Origin of the sequence: Mesorhizobium sp. M1A.F.Ca.IN.020.04.1.1 (genome assembly GCF_003997315.1) — a bacterium.
Taxonomy (GTDB): Bacteria; Pseudomonadota; Alphaproteobacteria; order Rhizobiales; family Rhizobiaceae; genus Mesorhizobium.
Genome location: NZ_RZSN01000013.1, coordinates 1 through 16,315, shown reverse-complemented (window position 1 = coordinate 16,315; position 16,315 = coordinate 1). Strand labels below are relative to the sequence as shown.

Here is a 16,315-nt window from a genome sequence, read left to right as displayed (position 1 = left end):
CGGAATCCGGGAGGAGCGGTATTCAGCGTTAGTCCCTATCAAAGCCGGACCCGCTCGGGCCGCCTTCAATTGCGCGGCAGCTTGCGCGCCCCGGTGCCTCGATCCTGGTCGGCCGCGAGGCTGTCCGCCTCGACGGCGTTCATTTCCAGCAAATAGACAAGCATTTGATAGCGCGTGCTTGAAAGCATCTTCGCCAGCCTGCGCGTGATCTCCGCCACATATCTTAGCATGCGCAGATCGTTTGCCGCCCCGTCCATCGTGAGTTCCTAAACAAGCCAAGTTATTGTTGTTGTTCTTCTTGATCATTCTTGGCGCTTACGCGCGACTCACAGCGCAATTCCAAATTCGCAGGGTCACGACAAAAACTGAAGTCAATTTTCAGAAAGCATCAGGCCTGGGCCAAAAGCTTCGACGCGCGGCAGCCCAGAGCGGCGCTGCGCCGCCGGCCTATCGGTCATTGCGTAGGCGACGTCTGGGATTGTTTTCCAGGATAAATTTGGATCAGCAGGTGTTTCGTCGCGTCCGCCTCTGGCCTGCCGGTCATCTCCTCCACTTGGGCGGAGACTGGCAGCGTCGGCGCCGCGCTTGCCGGGCCGGTTAAGGAGAGCACTGCAGCCGTCTCGCCCTCAAACAGCACCACTTGTGTCGCCAGCGCGGCGGTCGTGGCGACCTGGAAGAAGATGAAGGCGAGGGCGAAATAGCGGATCACGGGGCTCAGAACGCTTCGGCCGGCAACTGGTTCCCTGATTGGGCTCGGGACCGGCGCCCGGAACACGGCGAGCCGTCCTCCAGGCCTGGCTCTTGCGAAGCGCCGACGTCCGGTGCAAAAGCCAGCCCATGCTTATCATCAACGACCTCTCGCTGCGCATGGCGGGGCGCCTGCTTCTCGATCATGCCTCGCTGACCCTGCCGGCCGGCACCAAGGCCGGTCTCGTCGGCCGCAATGGCACCGGCAAGACGACACTGTTCAAGGCAATCACCGGCGATTTCCCCTCCGAGACCGGCTCGATCAGCCTGCCGAAAAACACCCGCATCGGCCAGGTCGCACAGGAAGCGCCGGGCACCGAGGAGCCGCTGATCGACATCGTGCTGAAAGCCGATGTCGAGCGGCAGGCCTTGCTGGAAGAGGAGAAGACCGCGACCGATCCGCACCGCATCGCGGAAATCCACACACGGCTCGCCGACATCGATGCGCATTCGGCCGAATCCCGCGCCGCCACCATCCTTGCCGGCCTCGGCTTCGACGATGCGGCGCAGAAGCGCCCGGCTTCGTCCTTCTCCGGCGGCTGGCGCATGCGCGTGGCCTTGGCCGCCGTGCTGTTCTCCGAACCCGATCTTCTGTTGCTCGACGAGCCGACCAACTATCTCGACCTCGAAGGCACGCTCTGGCTCGAGAACTATGTCGCAAAGTATCCGCACACGGTTTTGCTCATCTCGCACGATCGCGACCTGCTCAACCGCGCGGTCAATTCGATCGTCCATCTCGACCAGAAGAAGCTGACCTTCTGGCGCGGCGGCTACGACCAGTTCGAGCGCCAGCTCACCGAGCAGCGCGAGCTGCAGGAAAAGAGCCGCGTCAAGCAGGAAGCGCAGCGCAGGCATATGGAATCCTTCGTCGAGCGTTTCCGCGCCAAGGCCTCGAAGGCCAGGCAGGCGCAATCGCGGCTGAAGGCGCTGGAGAAGATGAAGCCGATCGCCGCGGTGGTGAACGACACGGTGCGGCCGTTCTCCTTCCCCGAGCCGGTGAAGACGGTGGCCTCGCCGATCGTGGCGCTCAACGGCGTCAATGTCGGCTACACCGAGGGCAATCCGGTGCTGAAGAAGATGACGCTGCGCATCGATGCCGACGATCGCATCGCGCTGCTCGGCGCCAACGGCAACGGCAAATCGACGTTCGCCAAGATGCTCGCCGGCCGCCTCAAAGCCGAGACCGGCACGATGACGGTGGCGCCGGGCCTGAAGGTGGCGATCTTCGCGCAGCACCAGCTCGACGATCTGCGTCCCGAGGAAAGCGCCTATGAGCATGTGCGCCGGCTGATGCCCGATGCGCCGGAAGCCAAGGTGCGCGCCCGCGTTGCGCAGTTCGGGCTCTCGACCGAGAAGATGAATACCGCGGCGAGAGATCTGTCCGGTGGCGAGAAGGCGCGTCTCCTGATGGGGCTCTCGGCCTTCGAGGGGCCGAACCTGTTCATCCTCGACGAGCCCACCAACCACCTCGACATCGACAGCCGTGAATCGCTGATCCATGCGCTCAACGATTTCCCTGGCGCGGTGATCCTCATCTCGCACGACCGGCATCTTCTGGAGGCGACGGCGGACCGGCTGTGGCTGGTCAAGGACGGCGCGGTCAATCCTTATGACGGCGACCTGGAGGACTACAAAACGCTGGTCACCGGCGTTTCCTCAAATCGTCGGGAACAGAAGGAGGCGGACAAGGCATCCAAGGCCGACCGTCGCCGCGAGGCCGCCGCCCGGCGCTCGGCGCTCGAGCCTCTAGCCAAGGAGATCCGCGCCACCGAGGCGCTGATGGACCGCATCCGCAAGCGCATCGACCTGATCGAGGACGAGCTCGCCAACCCGGCGATCTACGAGAAGGACCCCTCGACCGCGACGCGGCTGGCCAAGGAGCGCTCGCAGCTTGCCCACACACTTGCCCTCAACGAGGACAAGTGGCTGACGATGTCGGCGGAATATGAGGAGGGGATCGCGGAGTAGGGCGGTTCCCCTTCTCCCCTTGTGGGAGAAGGTGGATCGGCGCGAAGCGCCGAGACGGATGAGGGGTGTTGGATGGAGTGACGCGCCGAACAACAGGCGGCTTCGATCGCCCATTTCTTTGTCGTGCGATCCTTCCAACACCCCTCATCCGACCGAGCTTCGCTCGGCCACCTTCTCCCACAAGGGGAGAAGGAGGAGCCCCATCTGGCCCTACACCTCTCCCGCAAAACCCGCTACACACCCTGGCATGAACCAGCACGCCAAGCTCGGGATCGGCCATTCGGCCTGTCCGCATGACTGTCCTTCCACCTGCGCGCTCGAGGTGGAGCTGCTCGACAATAACCGCATCGGCCGCGTCCACGGCGCGAAAGCGAACAGCTACACGGCAGGAGTCGTTTGCGCCAAGGTCGCGCGATATGCGGACCGCGTCCATCACCCCGACCGGCTGCTGAAGCCGCTGGTGCGCGCGGGCGGCAAGGGGGAGGGCGCCTGGAAGGAAGCCAGTTGGGAAGCGGCGCTCGACCTCGTCGCCGAGAAGTTCATCGCGGCCGAAGAGAAATACGGCTCGGAGACGGTCTGGCCCTATTTTTACGCCGGTACGATGGGATTGGTGCAGCGCGACGGTATCGAGCGGCTGCGGCACGCGAAGAGATATTCGGGCTTCTTCGGCTCGATCTGCACCAATCTCGCCTGGACCGGCTGGATGATGGGAGCGGGCGCTCTGCGCGGCCCCGATCCGCGTGAGATGGCGAAGTCCGACTGCGTGGTGATCTGGGGCACCAATGCCGTGGTTACACAGGTCAATGTCATGACCCATGCGACGAGGGCGCGAAAAGAGCGCGGCGCCAAGATCGTCGCCATCGACATCTACGACAACGCCACCATGAAGCAGGCCGATCTCGGCCTGGTGCTCAAACCCGGCACCGACGGCGCGCTGGCTTGCGCGGTCATGCATGTCTTGTTTCGCGACGGCATGGCCGACCGCGCCTATCTGGAAAAATACACCGACGATCCGCGCGGGCTGGAAGAACATCTGAGGACGCGCACGCCCGAATGGGCGGCGGCAATCACGGGTCTGACAGTCACCGAGATCGAGACCTTCGCGCATCTGGTCGGCACAACGAAGAAGACCTACTTCCGCCTCGGCTACGGTTTTGCGCGCCAGCGCAACGGCTCGGTCAACATGCATGCCGCCTCATGCATCGCGGCGGTTACCGGCGCCTGGCAATATGAGGGCGGCGGCGCCTTTCACTCCAATTCCGGCATCTTCAAGCTGAACCAGGATGTGCTCGAAGGCACCGCGATGCGCGACCCGAAGGTGCGCTATCTCGATCATTCGCGCATCGGCCCGGTGCTGACCGGTGCCGAGGATGCGCTTTATGGCGGCCCGCCGGTGACGGCGATGCTGATCCAGAACACCAATCCCGCCAATGTCGCCCCCGAGCAGCGGCTGGTGAGAAAAGGTTTCCTGCGGGAGGACCTGTTCACCTGCGTGCACGAGCAGTTCATGACCGATACGGCCAAGCTCGCCGACGTCGTGCTGCCGGCGACGATGTTCTTGGAGCATGACGACATCTACAAGGGCGGCGGCAACCAGCACATCACGCTCGGCCCCAAGCTGATCGATCCGCCGGAAGGGCCGCGCACCAACCACTACGTCAATGAAGAACTCGGCAAACGGCTGGGCGTCGGCGACCGGCCGGGCTTTGGCCTGACCGAGAAGGAGCATATCGACATCATCCTCGGCAAGCGCGGGCTAGGCAGCTTCGACAGCCTGAAGGAACAAAAGTGGGTCGACCTGCAACCCGATTTCGACGACGCGCATTTCATCAACGGCTTCGGCCATGCCGACAAGAAATTCCACTTCCGGCCCAATTGGACCGGGCAGTCGGCGCCCAACCGGCCGCCGAAGAGCATGGGCTTGTTCGGACCGGTCGAGCGTCTGCCCCAATTCCCCGACCATGTCGAGCTGATCGAGGTCGCGGACGAAGAGCATCCGTTCCGGCTGGCAACTTCGCCGGCGCGCAACTTCCTCAATTCCAGTTTTGCCGAGACGCCGGTGTCGAAAGCCAAGGAAGGCAGGCCGGAGCTTTTGCTGCACCCGGAAGATGCCGCGGCGCTTGGCATCGAGGACGGCGGCCGCGTTGAGATCGGCAACCGGCGCGGCGACGTGGTGCTGCATGCCAGGTTCTTCGACGGCGTGAAGCGCGGCGTGGTGATTGCGGAAGGCATCTGGCCGAACAGTGCGCATGAGCGCGGCGAAGGCATCAACGTGCTGACCGGTGCCGACGCCCCGGCGCCCTATGGCGGTGCTGCCCTCCACGACAACAAGGTCTGGCTCAGGGCGCTGTGATGGTCTGTGGCGCGAGCTCGGCAGGTCACATGCCCGGGAGATTAGCCGAAAACGCCCGTTGCTTCGTCATCCAAGGACGGAGCAAGGAGCGAAGCGACGGGCGAGGTGTCCCTTGCCGCAACAGCCATTGAAAATAGCCATCGCCGGCGCGCTCGGCCGCATGGGCCGGGAGATGACGGAGGCGGTGCAGGTCGATCCGCGGCTGGAGCTTGTCGCCCGCTTCCATCGACCGGGCAGCACGGGCGAGGGGCTGGTCGCGCGCGACGCGGCGCTGGCGCTTGCCGACGTCGTCATCGACTTTACCACGCCGGCGGCGTCGGTCGAACTAGCAAAGGCATGCGCGGCGCGCGGCGGTCCGGCGCTGGTGATCGGCTCCACCGGCTTAGATGGTTCCGAGCTGGAGACGATCGCCGACGCGGCGAAGACGATCGCGATCGTGCGCTCCGGCAGTTACTCGCTGGGTCTCAACATGCTGACCGGGCTGGTGGAGCAGGCGGCGCGGGCGCTTGGGGCTGACGATTGCGACATCGATATCCTGGAAGCGCACCACCGTTTCAAGGTCGATGCGCCGTCCGGAACGGCGCTGATGTTGGGCGAGGCGGCGGCGCGCGGACGCGGCGCCGGGCTGGACGAAGTGGCGCGGCGCGCTCGAAATGGGATTGTCGGCACACGCCCTGCCGGCGAGATCGGCTTCGCCGTGCTGCGCGGCGGCAGCATCATCGGCGAGCATTCCGTCAGCTTCCTCGCCGAGGGCGAGGCGCTGACGCTCTCGCACTCGGCTGGCGACCGCTCGATGTTTGCTCGCGGCGCCATCGCGGCGGCACTCTGGGTGGCCGGACAGTGTCCAGGCGAATACGGCATGCACGATGTGCTTGGCTTCGCCGCTTCGTGACCAGCGATAGCTGCGGAATTCGCTCTTTCGGCCGCTAAAATGACTGAAAGCCAGCTGAAAGCTTGGGCATGCCATGACATTTTTGCGGCGTTCGCCGCGGGATCGGTCCGGGAGCGGGCCGGCAAGGAGGAAATGCGGCGTGGCCTGGTGGCACGCCGCCCAGGTGGAGGAAGTTACGTGACCGGTTTCATCTCGAAGTGCGTCTTGCGTTCGGCGGCGCTTTCGTTTGCCATCGTCGCCGCGGGCGCCACGGCGGCATCGGCTGCCGACAAGATCACTATCATCGTCGGCGGCATGGAAAAGCAGATCTACCTGCCGGCCGTGCTCACCCAGCAGCTCGGCTACTTCAAGGATGAGGGGCTCGATGTCGAGCTGGTCAACTCCCGCGCCGGCGTCGAGGCCGAGAATGAGTTGCTGGCCGGTGCCGTGCAGGGCGTCGTCGGCTTCTATGATCACACCGTCGACTTGCAGTCGAAGGGCAAATACATCCAGTCGATCGTCCAGTTCAGCCAGGCGCCGGGCGAGGTCGAGCTGGTTTCGGCCAAGCATCCGGAAATCAAGTCGCCGGCCGACTTCAAGGGCGCCACGCTCGGCGTCACCGGTCTTGGCTCCTCGACCGATTTCCTGACGCAGTATCTCGCCGTGCGCAACGGCCTGAAGCCGGGCGACTACACGCTGCTGCCGGTGGGCGCCGGCAACACTTTCATCGCCGCCGTCAAGCAGGACCAGATCCAGGCCGGCATGACCACCGAGCCGACCATCGCCAAGCTGCTTCAGACCGGCGAGGCCAAGGTGCTGGTCGATATGCGCACGCCCGAAAAGACCAGGGAAGCGCTGGACGGCGACTATCCGGCGGCATCCTTCTATGTCCAGTCCGCCTGGATCGAGAGCCATAAGGACGAGGCGCAGAAGCTCGCCAACGCTTTCGTCAAGACGATGGAGTATATCGCCAGCCATTCGGCCGAAGAGATCGCGGACCAGATGCCGAAGGATTATTACGCCGGCAACAAGGACCTCTATGTGCAAGGGTTGGCCGGCGGCAAGGCGATGTTCACGCCTGACGGCCGCATGCCCGCCGATGGCCCGGAGACGGTGCTGAAGGTGCTGTCGACCTTCTCGAAGAGCCTGCAGGGCAAGCAGATCGACCTGTCGAAGACCTATACCACGGCATTCGTCGACGGCGCCAAGTAGCGCCGACAGGGAGCCGGGCCTGCCGGCTCGGTCGTTGAAGAACAACAAGTTGCGCCGCTTGCCTGAATCAATTCGGCAGCGGCGCCTTTCCGGATACCGAGGCGCGGCGGGCCCATGGGCTCGAGCCCCAGTCATCCTCGCACCATCGCTACAGGAGTGTGCCATGCAGTTGCAAACCATGGCGGCCGAGAAATTGTCTCCGGCCGCGCCGCCGGCTGATGCCGCGATCGCCATCGACGATGTGACGCTGCGCTTCGTCACCCCCGACGGCCACATGATGACGGCCATCCGCGATTTCACCATGACGGTGGCGCGCGGCGAGTTCGCCTGCGTCGTCGGGCCGACCGGCTGCGGCAAGTCGACGACGCTTAACCTCGTCACCGGGCTGCTCAGGCCGACGACCGGCAATGTCCGCGTCATGAGCAATCCCGTAACCGAGATCAGCCGCGACATCGGTTTCGTCTTCCAGGCAGACGCGCTGTTTCCGTGGCGCAGCGTCATCGACAACGTCGCCGCCGGCCCGCTCTATCGCGGCACGCCGAAGGCTCAAGCCTATGACCGGGCGCGCGACTGGATCGCCCGCGTCGGCCTTGCGCGTTTCGAGAAACACTATCCGCACCAGCTCTCTGGCGGCATGCGCAAACGGGTCGCGCTAGCGCAAACCTTCATCAACCAGCCAAAGATTCTGCTGATGGACGAGCCGTTCAGCGCGCTCGACATGCAGACCCGCACCGCCATGCAGGACGAGCTGCTCGGCCTCTGGTCGGAACTCAAATCCTCCGTCGTCTTCGTCACTCACGATCTCGAGGAGGCGGTGGCGCTGGCCGACAAGGTCTATGTGCTCACCGCCGGGCCGGGCACGGTGAAGAGCGTCTACCGCATCGACCTGCCGCGCCCGCGTGTCATGGCCGACATCCGCTACGATCAGAAATTCATCGAGATCGCCAAGGTGATCTGGAACGACCTGCGCGAGGAAGTGCAGCTCGGCCAGAGCCGCGGCCTGCAGACCGGCCATTGAAAGGAGACTTGCCATGACCGCCATCTCTCCAGCCTCTCACCAAGCCGCCCGCGCGACCTCGATCGTCGCCGCGGAAGCCCGGGCGAGGGCGCGGCTGCGCCGCCGCCATGCCTTGGTCATCGGCCTGCGGCTCGCCATCCTGATCGTCTTCCTCGCTCTTTGGGAACTTGGCGCCGATCTCGGCGTCATCGATCCGTTCTTCTTCTCAAGCCCCTCCGGCATCTGGGAGCAGATCTGGTCCTGGGTCACCGAGGGCACCTCGCAGGGGCCGCTCTGGCTGCAGATCTATGTGACGCTCGAGGAAACTTTCCTCGGCTTCGCCATCGGCGCCGTCGGCGGCATCGCCGCCGGCATCATCCTTGGCCGCAACAAGCTCCTGGCGGATGTCTTCTCGATCTACATCAAGATCGCCAACTCGGTGCCGCGCGTCGTTCTGGGCTCGGTCTTCATCATAGCGCTCGGCCTCGGCATGGCCTCCAAGGTGGCGCTGGCCGTCGTCATGGTGTTCTTCGTGGTCTTCGCCAACGCCTTCCAGGGCGTGCGCGAGGCCGACAGGGCGATGATCGCCAACGCCCAGATCCTCGGCGCCTCACCCTATCAGATCACCACCACAGTCATCATCCCATCGGCCATGAGCTGGATCCTGGCGAGCCTGCATGTCAGCTTTGGCTTCGCGCTGGTCGGCGCCGTGGTCGGCGAGTTCCTCGGCGCCAAGCAGGGCATGGGCTTGCTGATCTCGACCGCCCAGGGCGCGTTCAACGCCAATGGCGTCTTCGCCGCCATGATTATCCTGGCGGTGATGGCGCTGGTGGTGGAGTTCATCATCACCCGCTTCGAGAACTACGTCGTCAAATGGCGTCCGGCGCCGTTCAACGAGCAAGGGGCCTGACCGCTCCAGTCGGCCTGTCCTGGGGTGCGGCGAGCGGCAGCCGGACCTCGACCCTGAGCCCGCTGCCGGCGGCCTCGCCAAGCGCAACGCTGCCGCCGGCATTCTCGACCACCTCGCGTACGATCGCGAGTCCGAGCCCGCTGCCTTCCTCGGCAGCACCGGCAATGCGGTAGAAGCGCTCGAAGACCTGCTCGCGCTCTTCGGCCGGAATGCCGGGACCGGTGTCGGTGACCGTCAGCACGCCCTCGCGACCGATCGCGGCCAGCTTGACGGTCACCGTGCCGCCGGCTGGCGTGTAGCGCAGCGCGTTGTCGACCAGGTTGACGATCATCTCTCGCAGCATGGTGCCGTCGCCGATAACGGGGACAGGTCCGGCTTGCTCGAGCCCAAGATCGATGTTGCGCTCGACGGCCTTCGGCGCATGTGTTTCCAGCACCTCGCGGGCGGCTTCGGTGAGGTCGATGCGGTCGGCGCGCGGCCGGCGGCTGCCCGGCTCGGCGCGCGACAGCGTAAGCAGCTGTTCGGCCAGCCGCGCCAGCCGGCCGGAGCCTGCCTGTAGGGCCACCAGCGCCTCCTCGCGCCGGTCGGTGGCGCTCTCGCGCAGCGCATAGCTCGCCTGTGTCGACATGAGCGCCAGCGGCGTGCGCAGCTGGTGCGCGGCATTGGCGATGAAGCGGCGCTGCGCCGCCATCTGCGCCCGCACGCGCTCCATATAGGCGTTGAGCGCGTCGATCAGCGGCCGGATCTCGCTTTGCGCGCCCGGCACCTCGACCGGGTCGAGATCGCTGCGATCCGGCGAGCGCACCGTATCGCGCAGGCGCATCAGCGGCGCCAGCCCGCGGCGCAGGCCAAGCAGCACGAAGAGGCCGGCGATCGCCACCAGCGCCAGCTGCTGGGCAAAGGCGCTGAACCACAGCCGCTGCACCATCGCGTCATGGCCGGCGAGCGTGACGCCCACCGTGACCCTGATCGGCGAATCCGTGCCTGCGCCGATCACCGCATGGCTGAGCGTTGTCAGACGCAGCCGGTGATCGCGATAGGAAGCCTCGATGCTGCCGCTCTGCGGCGCCTGGGGAAGGTCGGGATATCCGGTCAGCAGCCGGCCGTTGGCGGTCTCGACCCGGTAGTAGACGCTGTCGCGGTCGCCGGTGTCGAACATCTCGATCGCCGCCGGCGGAATGGTGGCGTCGAGCACGCCTTCGGCCATCGCCACCCGCTCGGCGATCGCGCGCGCCGAGCCGACCAGCATCCGGTCGGTGACCAGATCCGCCGTCGCCAGCGCGTTGCGCTGGCTGGTCCACAGATTGACCGTCACCAGCGCGGCAAGCGGCAGCACCACCCATGCCAGCAATTGCAGGCGGAGGCTGTTAATCTTCATGGCACCTAATCTTCATGACGGAGCAGATAGCCAAGGCCGCGCAAGGTGGCGATCTGCACGCGCGAGCCTTCCAGCTTCTTTCGCAGCCGATGCACGTAGATCTCGATGGCGCTGGGATCGGCGTCGGTGTCGAAGTCGTAGATCGCCGCCGAGAGTGCCGCCTTGCTCACCGTGCGCCCCGCCTTGACCACCAGCTGTTCCAGCACCGCATGTTCGCGCGGCGTCAGCGAAAGCGCCGCGCCGCCGAGCGAGAATAGCCTGGTGTTGGTGTCGAAGACGAGGTCGCCGCAGGAGATGACGGGCGCTGTCCGGTCGTTGGCGCGGCGCAGCTGCACGCGGATACGCGCTTCCAGTTCCTCGATCTGGAAGGGTTTTGCCAGATAGTCGTCGGCGCCCTCGTTGAGGCCCTTCACCCGGCCGTCGAGACTGGCATTGGCGGTGAGCACGATGACCGGCACCGGGTTGCCGCGGGCCCTCAGCCGCTTCAGCACCTCCATCCCGCCCATGCGCGGCAGGGCGAGGTCGAGGATGATCAGCGCATGGTCGCCGGCCGCCAGCGCATGCTCGACGTCCTCGCCGTCATGTACGACGTCGACGACGTAGCTCGCCTGGCGCAGCGTCTTGCTCAGCCAATCGGCCAGTTCGCGATTGTCTTCGACAAGCAGGAGCCGCATCGTCCATCGCTGTTCGGCAATGCCTCCATCCGGGTGGCGCCGGGCTTTCGCAAGCGCGGCTCGGCGGTCCGAACGGACAATTTGAAAGCAATCGATAGTCTCGATCCGCGGGCGAGGCAAACGCCGGCTGAAATCGGTTCCGTCGGTCAGCCTGGAGGCCCAATTCGCTCGCGCGATGGATAAAACCGAACGGTTCGGTTCAATTTATGTTGACGGTTCGTGTAACTCAGGTGAACGCTGGCTCGTTGTCCAGACCGTGAAACCTCGTCCGCTACTATTGCAAGTAGTTGATATTCAAACAAAAGAATGTGGCAGCCGCGCTGTTCACGCGATTTCAAGGTCGAACCAAACGGTTCGATTTGCACATCTTCGTGATTGGAAATGGCAACAGGACCGACCCATCTCGGGGTGGTCCGAGCGACGCGAATTTCCATTACGGCACGCCACTTGACGGACAGAATTTTGAAAATCTGGAGTATCTAAAATGAACAAGATTGCTCTTACCGCCGCGGTCCTTCTCGTTGCCACGGGCAGCGCCTTCGCCGGCAGCGACCATTACGGTTCCGACAACGTCAACCAGCCGGCCGTCGCCCAGTCGGTTGCGCCGCGGTCGGGCGACAACATCGACCGCAGCATCACCGGTTCGATCCGCAAGTTCGAGCAGCGCGATCTCAGGATCACGCCCGATCAGAACCAGCCGGAATCCGGCCAGGGCATTTGGGGCCGCTAGGCCTCCGTCCCGAACCGATCAGAACCACAACTCTCAAATCTGGAGTAACTGAAATGACCAAGATCGCTCTTACCGCCGCTGCCCTTCTCGTTGCCACTGGTGCTGCTTTCGCCGGCTCCGACAACTACGGTTCGGCCAACGCCAACCAGCCGGCTGCTTCGGTCGACACCTCGTACACCGCTTCGGTCAAGAAGTCTGATGCGAATGTCCAGAAGCCCGTCACCCAGGGCAGCGACCGCGACCTGTTCGGCAACCACTAACCGGCCGCCAGCCCGACCTCTTCAAACTCACCCCTCAAATCTGGAGTAACTGAAATGACCAAGATCGCTCTTACCGCCGCTGCCCTTCTCGTTGCCACCGGTGCCGCTTTCGCCGGTTCCGACAACTACGGTTCGGCCAACGCCCACCAGCCGGCTGCTTCGGTCGACACCTCGTACACCGCTTCGGTCAAGAAGTCTGATGCGAACGTCCAGAAGCCGGTTACCCAGGGCGCCGACCGCGATCTGTTCGGCAACCACTAGACGGTCGATCCTCGATGGATCTCAAAGCGGCGGGCTTGTCCCGCCGCTCTGCTTTATGGAGTCGGCTATCCGCAGGCCGGCTTGTGTCGCGACTATAGGCCCGGCTGCGCACAGAGGCGCTCTATTCCAAATCCTTCGGCCTGACGAAATGCGTCAGTCGCGCTCCGCCGAAGTCGAGGTTCGCCCAATCCTCCTTCACCGTGAACCGGGCCAGTGCCGCCGTCGGAAACTTCGCTTCGACTTTTTTGAACACGCTCTCATCCGATCCGGTGCCGGCGAGCCGCAGCACGAAATTCTGCAGGCCGGGATTGTGACCAATCACGATCAGGCTGGTGGCTTTCGCCTGCCGCACGCACGCCAGGATGGCGGCCGGCGCCGCCTCGTAGAGCTCCTCGGCGAATTCCGCCGGCCCATGCTTCGGTAATTCGGCGGCGACCAGCCGCCAGGTATCGCGGGTGCGCAGCGCCGGCGAGACCAGTGCCAGATCCGGCAGCCAGCCGCGCCGCGAAAGCTCGCGCCCGATCAGCGGTGCCGTCTTCAGCCCGCGCGGGGCGAGCGGACGGTCGAAATCGGCGAGCTTGGGATCGTCCCGGCTCGACTTGGCATGGCGCAGCACAAGGAGTTGTCTGGGCGTCGCCATGGCAGTCCTACGGCGTGATGCGCGCCAGCTGTTCGAGGTCGGTTTCCTCGCGCAGCGGGTCGGGCGCCATTACCACTGAAGTGGCGTTGTCGGCGTCGTCGGCGAAATGGGCAAGCACGGTGTGGCCCTTTTCCATGCGCGCCTTGCCTTCGGCGACCAGCCCGAGCGCCAGCGGATAGAGCCGGTGCTCCACCTTCAGCACCCGCGCGGCTAAAGTGTCCTCGTTGTCGCCGACCATCACCGGCACGGCGGCCTGGGCGATGATAGGCCCGTCATCCATCTCGGGCGTGACGAAATGCACGGAGCAGCCATGGATGCGCACGCCCGCGCGGATGGCGCGCGCATGCGTGTCCAGCCCCTTGAAGGCAGGCAGAAGGGCAGGGTGGATGTTGACCATGCGCCCCTGCCATTTTTCGACCAGGCCGCGGCCGAGGATGCGCATATAGCCGGCCAGAGCCACGATCTCGGCGCCGAAGCCGGTAAGCGCGGCATCGATCGCAGCGTCATGTGCGTCCTTGCTCGGATGGTCGGCGCGCTGAATCACCTTGGTGGCGATGCCGCGCGACTGCGCGAGGCCGAGGCCCGCGGCGTTCGCACGATCCGAGATGACGCCGACGATCTCGGTCGGATAGGTCGGGTCGCTGGCTGCCGCGATCAGCGCCGTCATGTTGGAGCCGCGGCCCGAGATCAGGACGACCGTGCGTTTCCTGCTCATAGTTCGATCGAGCCCCGGTAGATGACGCCGGCGTCGCGGCGCGGCACGATGCGACCGATCGGCGTCACCGTCTCGCCGGCTTCCTGCAGCACCGCCGCCACCTGCGCCGCCTGGCCGGAAGCAACGGCGAGGATCATGCCGATGCCGCAGTTGAAGGTGCGCATCATTTCTTGCGGCGCCACGCCGCCGGTCCTGGCGAGCCACGAGAATACAGGCGGTACGTCGATCGCTTCGAGGTCGAGCTCGGCGGAGAAATCCTTGGGCAGCACGCGCGGAATGTTTTCCGGAAAACCGCCGCCGGTGATGTGAGCCAGCGCCTTGATGCCATGCGTGTTGCGGATCGCCTTCAGGATCGACTTCACATAGATGCGCGTCGGCTCGAGCAGCGCTTCGGCGAGGCTGAGCTCATCGTTGAACGGCGCCGGATCGCTCCAGCCAAGCCCGCTGGCGTCGACGATGCGGCGCACCAGCGAAAAGCCGTTGGAGTGGAGGCCGGAGGAGGCGAGGCCAAGCAGCACGTCGCCCTCGACGATGTCGTCGGTGGGCAGCAACTGGCCGCGCTCGGCCGCGCCCACGGCAAAACCGGCAAGGTCGTAATCCTTGTCGTGATACATGCCGGGCATCTCGGCGGTCTCGCCGCCGATCAGCGCGCAGCCGGCCTGACGGCAGCCTTGCGCGATGCCGCCGACGATGGACGCGCCCTGGTCCGGATCGAGCTTGCCGGTGGCGAAATAGTCGAGGAAGAACAGCGGCTCGGCGCCTTGCACGACGATATCGTTGACGCACATGGCGACGAGGTCGATGCCGATCGTATCGTGCTTGCCGGAATCGATGGCGATCTTGAGCTTGGTGCCGACCCCGTCATTGGCCGCGACCAGCACCGGATCGGTGAAGCCGGCGGCTTTCAAATCGAACAGGCCGCCGAAGCCGCCGATCTCGCCGTCGGCGCCCGGCCGGCGCGTCGCGCGCACGAGCGGCTTGATCTTCTCGACCATGAGATTGCCGGCATCGATATCGACGCCCGCCTCGGCATAGGTGAGCCCGTTCTTGCGCTTGGCCTTGTCGCCGTTGCTCATCTTCGGCTCATCCCTGTTTCCATTGCGGGCTCATCGCATGAATGGTTTCGAGGGGCAAGGCGCGTGAGAGCCAATCTCCCCCCTTGAGGGGGAGATGTCGCCGGAGGCGACAGAGGGGGGTCGCCTCGCGTGGAGCTCCAGCGCCTTGTGCGCCAGAGACCATCTTCCCCCTCGAGCGGGGAGATCCGCAACTCCTCCCTTGCGTGCGCCTCTCATCTCCATCAACTATCTTCCAACAAAACCCATGATGGGACATCACGTGACCATACCTAACATGATCACGATCATGCGGCTGTTGCTGGTGCCGGCCGTGGTGCTGGCCATGCTGCAGGCGCGCTGGGACTGGGCCTTTGCCGGCTTCCTCGTCGCCGGCATCTCCGACGGCGTCGACGGTTTCATCGCTCGCCGCTACCGGTTGTTCTCGCGGCTCGGCGCTTATCTCGATCCGGTCGCCGACAAGCTCCTCCTGGTCTCGGTCTTCGTCGTCATGGGTTATGCCGGGGAACTGCCGCTCTGGCTTGTCGTGACCATGGTCTCGCGCGACGCGCTGATCGTCTGCGCGGTGCTTTTGTCCAGCGTGATGGCGCAGCCGGTCGAGATGAAGCCGCTCTTGGTCTCCAAGGTGAACACCGCCGTGCAGATCGCGCTGGCGGCGCTTGTGCTGGGCGAGCTTGCCTTTTCCATGCATCTCTATCCGCTCCGGCCGGCGCTCATATTGCTCTCCGGGGTCTTGACCGTGGCTTCGGCCGCGGCCTATCTCGTGGCCTGGCTAAGGCATATGAGTGGCTATGGCGAAGGCTCCCGGACGAGCAACACCAAGTCGGGCAATTCCAGCACGGACACCTGACGGCGAAGCCTGGACGGCCGCGGCCTCGACCGCGTTGCGCCGGCAGATCGCATTCTGGCTGATCGTTGCCGTGCTTCTGGCGCTGTTCCTCTATGTCTTCTCCGGCATCCTCTTGCCCTTCGTCGCCGGCATGGTGCTCGCTTATTTTCTCGATCCGGTGGCCGATCGGCTGCAGCGGCTCGGCCTCTCCCGGCTGATGGCGACGGTGGTGATCCTCATTGCCTTCGTCGTCGTCGTAGTGCTCGCCTTCGTTATCCTGGTGCCTGTGCTGGCCACGCAGATGGCCGATTTCGCGCGCAAGCTGCCGGAATACCTCACCCGCCTGCAGTCGCTCATCACCAGCTTCGACCCGAAGTGGCTGGAGCAGCGTTTTGGTGTCAACGCGGCCAGCCTGCGCGAAGGACTGAACTCGCTGCTCACCACCGGCTTCGGGCTGCTCACCACCGTCTTCACCTCGATCTGGAGCTCGGGCGTGGCGCTGGTTTCGGTGGTCAGCCTCTTCGTCGTCACCCCGGTCGTTGCCTTCTACATGCTGCTCGACTGGGACCGGATGGTGGCCGTGGTCGACAGCTGGGTGCCGCGAGATTATGTCGAGACGGTCAGGGCGCTTGCCCGCGACATCAACACCGCCACCGCCGGCTTCGTGCGCGGGCAGGGCACGCTCTGTCTTGTGCTG

The 16,315-nt window shown here is 64.9% G+C and carries 18 protein-coding genes; 11 read left to right on the top strand and 7 right to left on the bottom strand.

The window, feature by feature from the left end; genetic code table 11:
* Positions 1–65: 65 nt before the first annotated feature.
* Together EOA49_RS05020 and EOA49_RS05015 are read right to left on the bottom strand one after the other, a co-directional pair.
* A complete protein-coding gene (locus EOA49_RS05020; protein ID WP_127239798.1) occupies positions 66–257 on the bottom strand; it encodes a hypothetical protein in 192 nt (63 codons plus the stop codon).
* A gap of 197 nt (positions 258–454) precedes the next feature.
* Positions 455–709 (bottom strand): hypothetical protein, encoded by a 255-nt coding sequence (locus EOA49_RS05015; protein WP_127239797.1) that lies wholly within the window; start codon positions 707–709, stop codon positions 455–457.
* Between the two features lie 128 nt (positions 710–837).
* Here EOA49_RS05015 and EOA49_RS05010 point away from each other — a divergent pair, with 128 nt between their 5' ends.
* From EOA49_RS05010 to EOA49_RS04985, 6 genes are all read left to right on the top strand, one after another.
* Positions 838–2,715: an ABC-F family ATP-binding cassette domain-containing protein gene (locus tag EOA49_RS05010; RefSeq protein WP_127239796.1), complete on the top strand. Its 1,878-nt coding sequence runs from the start codon at positions 838–840 to the stop codon at positions 2,713–2,715.
* Between the two features lie 247 nt (positions 2,716–2,962).
* Entirely contained in the window at positions 2,963–5,068 is a 2,106-nt protein-coding gene (locus EOA49_RS05005; RefSeq protein WP_127243081.1) for a molybdopterin oxidoreductase family protein, read from the top strand.
* 112 nt (positions 5,069–5,180) lie between these two features.
* The gene (gene dapB / locus EOA49_RS05000; RefSeq protein ID WP_281010243.1) at positions 5,181–5,960 is read left to right on the top strand and encodes a 4-hydroxy-tetrahydrodipicolinate reductase; all 780 of its coding nucleotides are present in this window, start codon (positions 5,181–5,183) and stop codon (positions 5,958–5,960) included.
* Between the two features lie 204 nt (positions 5,961–6,164).
* Positions 6,165–7,151, top strand: coding sequence for an ABC transporter substrate-binding protein (locus EOA49_RS04995; RefSeq protein WP_245460539.1), 987 nt, complete (start codon positions 6,165–6,167; stop codon positions 7,149–7,151).
* A 163-nt stretch (positions 7,152–7,314) separates the two neighbouring features.
* On the top strand, positions 7,315–8,169 hold the full coding sequence (locus tag EOA49_RS04990; protein ID WP_067330438.1) for an ABC transporter ATP-binding protein: 855 nt from the start codon (positions 7,315–7,317) through the stop codon (positions 8,167–8,169).
* A gap of 13 nt (positions 8,170–8,182) precedes the next feature.
* The gene (locus EOA49_RS04985; RefSeq protein ID WP_067330441.1) at positions 8,183–9,058 is read left to right on the top strand and encodes an ABC transporter permease; all 876 of its coding nucleotides are present in this window, start codon (positions 8,183–8,185) and stop codon (positions 9,056–9,058) included.
* On the opposite strand, the gene EOA49_RS04980 is transcribed toward EOA49_RS04985, so the two are convergent.
* Both EOA49_RS04980 and EOA49_RS04975 read right to left on the bottom strand, forming a co-directional pair.
* Positions 9,039–10,436 (bottom strand): sensor histidine kinase, encoded by a 1,398-nt coding sequence (locus tag EOA49_RS04980; RefSeq protein WP_127243080.1) that lies wholly within the window; start codon positions 10,434–10,436, stop codon positions 9,039–9,041. The genes EOA49_RS04985 and EOA49_RS04980 overlap by 20 nt on opposite strands.
* A 5-nt stretch (positions 10,437–10,441) precedes the next feature.
* Positions 10,442–11,110, bottom strand: coding sequence for a response regulator (locus tag EOA49_RS04975; protein WP_066995918.1), 669 nt, complete (start codon positions 11,108–11,110; stop codon positions 10,442–10,444).
* Positions 11,111–11,594: 484 nt separating this feature from the next.
* On the opposite strand from EOA49_RS04975, the gene EOA49_RS04970 reads away from it, so the two are divergent.
* From EOA49_RS04970 to EOA49_RS04960, 3 genes are read left to right on the top strand one after another with little or no spacing between them, the layout of a single operon-like run.
* On the top strand, positions 11,595–11,840 hold the full coding sequence (locus EOA49_RS04970) for a DUF680 domain-containing protein (RefSeq protein ID WP_095800032.1): 246 nt from the start codon (positions 11,595–11,597) through the stop codon (positions 11,838–11,840).
* Between the two features lie 53 nt (positions 11,841–11,893).
* Complete coding sequence (locus EOA49_RS04965; protein ID WP_066995857.1) at positions 11,894–12,100, top strand: DUF680 domain-containing protein; 207 nt, start codon at positions 11,894–11,896, stop codon at positions 12,098–12,100.
* A 54-nt stretch (positions 12,101–12,154) separates the two neighbouring features.
* Positions 12,155–12,361: a DUF680 domain-containing protein gene (locus tag EOA49_RS04960; RefSeq protein WP_067330449.1), complete on the top strand. Its 207-nt coding sequence runs from the start codon at positions 12,155–12,157 to the stop codon at positions 12,359–12,361.
* A gap of 121 nt (positions 12,362–12,482) precedes the next feature.
* Here EOA49_RS04960 and EOA49_RS04955 read toward each other — a convergent pair whose 3' ends face one another.
* The 3 genes from EOA49_RS04955 to purM are packed head-to-tail and all read right to left on the bottom strand — an operon-like array spanning position 12,483 to position 14,792.
* Positions 12,483–13,001 carry a histidine phosphatase family protein gene (locus EOA49_RS04955; protein WP_127239850.1) on the bottom strand — a complete coding sequence of 173 codons (519 nt, stop codon included), beginning with the start codon at positions 12,999–13,001 and terminating at the stop codon, positions 12,483–12,485.
* A 7-nt stretch (positions 13,002–13,008) separates the two neighbouring features.
* The gene (gene purN / locus EOA49_RS04950; protein WP_066995863.1) at positions 13,009–13,716 is read right to left on the bottom strand and encodes a phosphoribosylglycinamide formyltransferase; all 708 of its coding nucleotides are present in this window, start codon (positions 13,714–13,716) and stop codon (positions 13,009–13,011) included.
* Positions 13,713–14,792, bottom strand: coding sequence for a phosphoribosylformylglycinamidine cyclo-ligase (purM, locus tag EOA49_RS04945; protein WP_067330457.1), 1,080 nt, complete (start codon positions 14,790–14,792; stop codon positions 13,713–13,715). Before purM ends, purN begins: the two co-directional genes overlap by 4 nt.
* A 259-nt stretch (positions 14,793–15,051) precedes the next feature.
* Between purM and EOA49_RS04940 the strand changes: the two genes are divergently transcribed.
* Both EOA49_RS04940 and EOA49_RS04935 read left to right on the top strand, forming a co-directional pair.
* The gene (locus tag EOA49_RS04940; protein WP_067330741.1) at positions 15,052–15,639 is read left to right on the top strand and encodes a CDP-alcohol phosphatidyltransferase family protein; all 588 of its coding nucleotides are present in this window, start codon (positions 15,052–15,054) and stop codon (positions 15,637–15,639) included.
* A partial coding sequence (locus tag EOA49_RS04935; RefSeq protein ID WP_164749193.1) for an AI-2E family transporter occupies positions 15,581–16,315 on the top strand: 735 nt, incomplete at its 3' end. The genes EOA49_RS04940 and EOA49_RS04935, both read left to right, overlap by 59 nt.

Excerpts from the sequence above, each read along its gene's own strand:
- EOA49_RS04965 (WP_066995857.1), top strand. The coding sequence starts at position 11,894 with ATGACCAAGATCGCTCTTACCGCCGCTGCCCTTCTCGTTGCCACTGGT.
- EOA49_RS04970 (WP_095800032.1), top strand. The coding sequence starts at position 11,595 with ATGAACAAGATTGCTCTTACCGCCGCGGTCCTTCTCGTTGCCACGGGC.
- EOA49_RS04960 (WP_067330449.1), top strand. The coding sequence starts at position 12,155 with ATGACCAAGATCGCTCTTACCGCCGCTGCCCTTCTCGTTGCCACCGGT.
- EOA49_RS04985 (WP_067330441.1), top strand. The coding sequence starts at position 8,183 with ATGACCGCCATCTCTCCAGCCTCTCACCAAGCCGCCCGCGCGACCTCG.
- purN (WP_066995863.1), bottom strand. The coding sequence starts at position 13,716 with ATGAGCAGGAAACGCACGGTCGTCCTGATCTCGGGCCGCGGCTCCAAC.
- purM (WP_067330457.1), bottom strand. The coding sequence starts at position 14,792 with ATGAGCAACGGCGACAAGGCCAAGCGCAAGAACGGGCTCACCTATGCC.
- EOA49_RS04955 (WP_127239850.1), bottom strand. The coding sequence starts at position 13,001 with ATGGCGACGCCCAGACAACTCCTTGTGCTGCGCCATGCCAAGTCGAGC.
- EOA49_RS04975 (WP_066995918.1), bottom strand. The coding sequence starts at position 11,110 with ATGCGGCTCCTGCTTGTCGAAGACAATCGCGAACTGGCCGATTGGCTG.
- EOA49_RS05010 (WP_127239796.1), top strand. The coding sequence starts at position 838 with ATGCTTATCATCAACGACCTCTCGCTGCGCATGGCGGGGCGCCTGCTT.
- EOA49_RS04980 (WP_127243080.1), bottom strand. The coding sequence starts at position 10,436 with ATGAAGATTAACAGCCTCCGCCTGCAATTGCTGGCATGGGTGGTGCTG.
- EOA49_RS05020 (WP_127239798.1), bottom strand. The coding sequence starts at position 257 with ATGGACGGGGCGGCAAACGATCTGCGCATGCTAAGATATGTGGCGGAG.
- EOA49_RS04990 (WP_067330438.1), top strand. The coding sequence starts at position 7,315 with ATGCAGTTGCAAACCATGGCGGCCGAGAAATTGTCTCCGGCCGCGCCG.
- EOA49_RS05005 (WP_127243081.1), top strand. The coding sequence starts at position 2,963 with ATGAACCAGCACGCCAAGCTCGGGATCGGCCATTCGGCCTGTCCGCAT.